General features: G+C 34.9%; 4 protein-coding genes. 1 reads left to right on the top strand and 3 read right to left on the bottom strand.

Going from position 1 to position 3,923, the window contains the following annotated elements:
- The 3 genes from FI695_00065 to FI695_00075 all read right to left on the bottom strand — a co-directional run.
- Nucleotides 1-130 (bottom strand): alpha/beta hydrolase (locus FI695_00065; protein MQG50357.1); only part of this gene is annotated, 130 nt, incomplete at its 3' end.
- Nucleotides 131-147: 17 nt separating this feature from the next.
- Nucleotides 148-1,161: a hypothetical protein gene (locus FI695_00070; GenBank protein MQG50358.1), complete on the bottom strand. Its 1,014-nt coding sequence runs from the start codon at nucleotides 1,159-1,161 to the stop codon at nucleotides 148-150.
- A gap of 115 nt (nucleotides 1,162-1,276) precedes the next feature.
- Complete coding sequence (locus tag FI695_00075) at nucleotides 1,277-2,221, bottom strand: rhodanese-related sulfurtransferase (GenBank protein MQG50359.1); 945 nt, start codon at nucleotides 2,219-2,221, stop codon at nucleotides 1,277-1,279.
- A 158-nt stretch (nucleotides 2,222-2,379) separates the two neighbouring features.
- Here FI695_00075 and FI695_00080 point away from each other — a divergent pair, with 158 nt between their 5' ends.
- Nucleotides 2,380-3,858, top strand: coding sequence for an FAD-binding protein (locus FI695_00080; protein ID MQG50360.1), 1,479 nt, complete (start codon nucleotides 2,380-2,382; stop codon nucleotides 3,856-3,858).
- Nucleotides 3,859-3,923: the final 65 nt, after the last annotated feature.

Here is a 3,923-nt window from a genome sequence, read left to right on the forward strand (position 1 = left end):
CCCATGAATCATCTCTTGGCATTACGGTAGAATCCGCACCACCATAACCACCATGAATAAATACAACAGGGGGGCCATTACCTACAATTTCATAAAATATATTTATGCCATTAAGAGTTGCTACAGACATAATGGTATACCTAGAAATTAACTATCTTCAGGTTTTTCATCTAAAATAAATTCACCGGTTGAAGTCATTGTATAAACTTCACTTGTTTCATCAGGTACTATACCTTCTAAAGGCTTACCTTCGATATGGACAATAGCATCTTCTGATAAGAGATTGAAATTTTTAATGGCAGTTTTTAAAGCTTGTCGACTTTCTAAACCCATTCTATTCAAGCAAGGATTCATTACATCATTAATCACTGTACGAGGATTTCCCAAACCTGCTGCAAGTGTGCATCTAACAAATTCCTCAGCATTTGGGAGTTGAACTACAGGCATTTTGTAATGATTGGAGACTTTTGCTAAAGCGTCTAATGCTTGGTCAGGAAAATATTTCATATAAATGCGAACTATGTTAGTAAAGTTAGCTTCATGAGCGCCTTCATCCCGTTCAGGGAATCCTATTGCTCCTGATATCGCAGGATATATACGACTACCATCTTTAGCTCTAGGGCTACCGTATTCTTCCCATATTCTTATACGGGTTTGAGTATAATTCCAACGAGTTTGTCTTTCTTGGAAAATTGCATATGCTGAAGCAAGAAGAGGTGTAGCTTGGTAACCAGTTTGTTCTTCAAATGTCCAGTGGTATTCTTGAGTTTCAGCTATAAATTTATCTGTTTCTTCTTTTGTAGCTAAACCTGAATCAATAAGAGATGTTTGGAAGGTTTTGCCGTGTCGACTTTCTTCATATCCCCATTGTATATATAGTTGAGCTGTAGTTAAGCTATTACCTGCAGCTTTTATACCCCCAAAAACATAATCATCTACTATAGATTCCACACCCATAAACCCAAACAGGATTTCTTTGGTATCATCTGTGATCATATGGCCATACTTCTCCATTTCATCACGTTCTTTTAATTTATCAGGAAACCAAAGACGAGTTTTTGCTGCTTTTTCAAAGTAAATATCATAGTTTTCGCGAACTTCTTTTTGAACCGCGGCTTCTTTCCCTTCTCGTGTGAATGGTCCAGGGACGATAGTTACCAAGTATAATTCTCCTATTATAATATTTTTGTGAATTATATCACAAAAGGTCTTTCAAAACTATTTTTTATAATCTAGTAATCTTCTTTGTTAATTACAAGACATCTTAAGGTACAATTTATTGTTGATGTTGTAAATATGTTTCGATTGTTAAATCCCTGTAAGGATATGGGCGATTATGTTGTTCTGAGAGTAAAATTTGTTTTGTTCGTTCTCTTGATCGATTTTTTTTATCTTCTGATAAAGAGTCATAACATTTAGGGCAGGATACATCTTTTTCATATTTATTGGTTTTTTTATCTTCTGAAGAGATAGGATTATTGCATCCTCGACATAGATCATACGTTCCTTTTTGTAATTCATGTGTTACAGACACCCTGTTGTCAAAAACAAAACACTCTCCTTCCCAAAAGCTGTTTTGTTTATGGATCTCTTCTAAATATTTTAATATTCCACCCTTGAGTTGAAATACATTTTCAAAACCTTGTGACTTCATATAATATGATGCTTTTTCACATCGTATTCCACCTGTACAAAACATCGCAATATTTTTGTCTTTTGAATCAGACAATTTTTCATCGATATAATTTTTAAATTCAAGAAAGGATTCTGTATTGGGTTTTAATGCATTATTAAATGAGCCAATGTTGCTTTCATATTCATTTCGTACATCAATCACAATGGTGTCATTTTGATTTATTAATTTATTCCATTCATTTGGGGAGACCATTTCTCCTCTTGGGTTTGTGGGGTCTATTGACGAGCCAAGCATAGTGATGATTTCTTTTTTTTCTTTAACCTTCAATCTATAAAAAGGCATGATTTCTGCGAGAGAATATTTTGTATTTAGGTTTTTAAAACCTAGATTGGTTACATATTGAGCAAATTTGTCAATTGATGAAATAAATCCAGCAAGAGTTCCATTAATACCTTCTGGGGCTACAATAACTGTTCCACGTATATTTTCATGTTCACAAAAGGAATAAATACTGTTTGCTATTGACGACAAGTTATCAATTTTAGCAAATTCATAAAATGCCATAATTTTGAATGAATTATCCAATTATCTATCCGTGTTAATTATTAAGTTTTATATATGGAAATATTCTGAAAGTATAATTCACTTTTTTCATTCATGCTATAGTGTTTATCTCTTGATTTTATGAAACTAGTTAAGCTAGACTAACCACACTCAACAAAGATAATAAAGTGAGGCATTAAATGACAAATGAATATACCGTTCCATCAAATTGGGATACAGAAGCAGAAGTAGTTATTGTTGGCTTTGGTGGGGCTGGTGCGGCAGCATCCATTACTGCTAGTGATTTAGGTGCTAAGGTGATCATTCTGGAAAAAGCTCCCCAAGGGAGACATGGAGGAAATACTAAAGTTGCAGCTCAAGGATATCTTAATCCTGATTCAATTGAAGGAGCTGTAGCTTATCTTACAGCTATGTGTGGGCCATATGAAGTTCCAGAAGATATGGTTCAGGTTTGGGCTGAAGAGGTTTGTCAAAATAATGATTGGATAACAAGTATTGGTGGAGATCCTCAAGAGCACCAATTTCAGGTGGGAATTGAATATCCAGAATTACCAGGTTCAGAGTCAACTCATAAATTTCATCATGGAGATATTTTAGGGTATTCAGAAACGTGGAAATTTTTTGATCAGGCTGTTCAGGAACGACCGATCGAAATACTTTATGAAACACCAGGAAAAGAATTAATTCAAAATGATATCACTAAAGAAATTATCGGAGTTAAGGCTATTAGAGACGGTAAACCATATTATGTGAAAGCTACTAAAGGGGTAATTTTAACTTGTGGTGGATTTGAAAACAATCAAGAAATGATTAGAAATTATCTTCCGGGCATTCCCTATTGTTATACAAATGGTTCCCCTTACAATGAGGGTGACGGTATAACTATGGCAATGACAGTTGGGGCTGAGCTTTGGCATATGAATAATTTTGCCGGTCCATCATTTGCATTAAAAGTTGATGAATATCCAACATCCTTTTCAATGCAAGCGTTGCATTTTTCTAAAGAAACACCAGGTGGAATGATCGTTATTGGATCAAATGGCGAAAGATTTTGGGATGAGAAATATAAGACACATCATGGAAAAGTCAAAAATAACGGTGTATGGGCTCCATTAACTGCTCCATGTCCTTTGTATATGATTTTTGATCACACTTTATTCACTTCAGGTCCTTTGTATGATAAAGAGCCAAGAAGTGCATGGAATCCAATGGTTGATCAGTATGATTGGAGTGATTCCAATGAAGCAGAACTTGCAAAAGGATGGATAAAAAAAGCAGATACTATTGAGGATTTAGCAGATCAAATTAATCATGACCCAGCAGTATTGCAAGATACTATTAACAAATGGAATTATTCATGTGAACTTGGTGAAGATATTGAATACGGCAGAAAACTCATGTTAAATCAGTTAATTACTGCTCCATTTTATGCTGTTGAGTTATCACCAGCAATGCTAAATACTCAAGGTGGCCCAAGAAGAAATACTAAAGCACAGATTATACGACCTGATGGATCACCTATACCTCGACTATATAGTTCTGGAGAACTTGGTTCTATATATAGTTATCTTTATCAAGGTACGGGAAATATTGGCGAGTGTTTTGCATTTGGGCGAATTGCTGCCCGAAATGCTGTAGCCGATAGTCCTTGGGGATAGGTTAATTTTTTAAAGTGAGGCATTAAATGACAAATGAATATACCGTTCCATCAAATTGGGATACA

It is taken from the genome of SAR202 cluster bacterium (assembly GCA_009392515.1).
Lineage (GTDB): Bacteria > Chloroflexota > Dehalococcoidia > Lucifugimonadales > UBA6952 > UBA6952.

Excerpts from the sequence above, each read along its gene's own strand:
- FI695_00080 (MQG50360.1), top strand. The coding sequence starts at position 2,380 with ATGACAAATGAATATACCGTTCCATCAAATTGGGATACAGAAGCAGAA.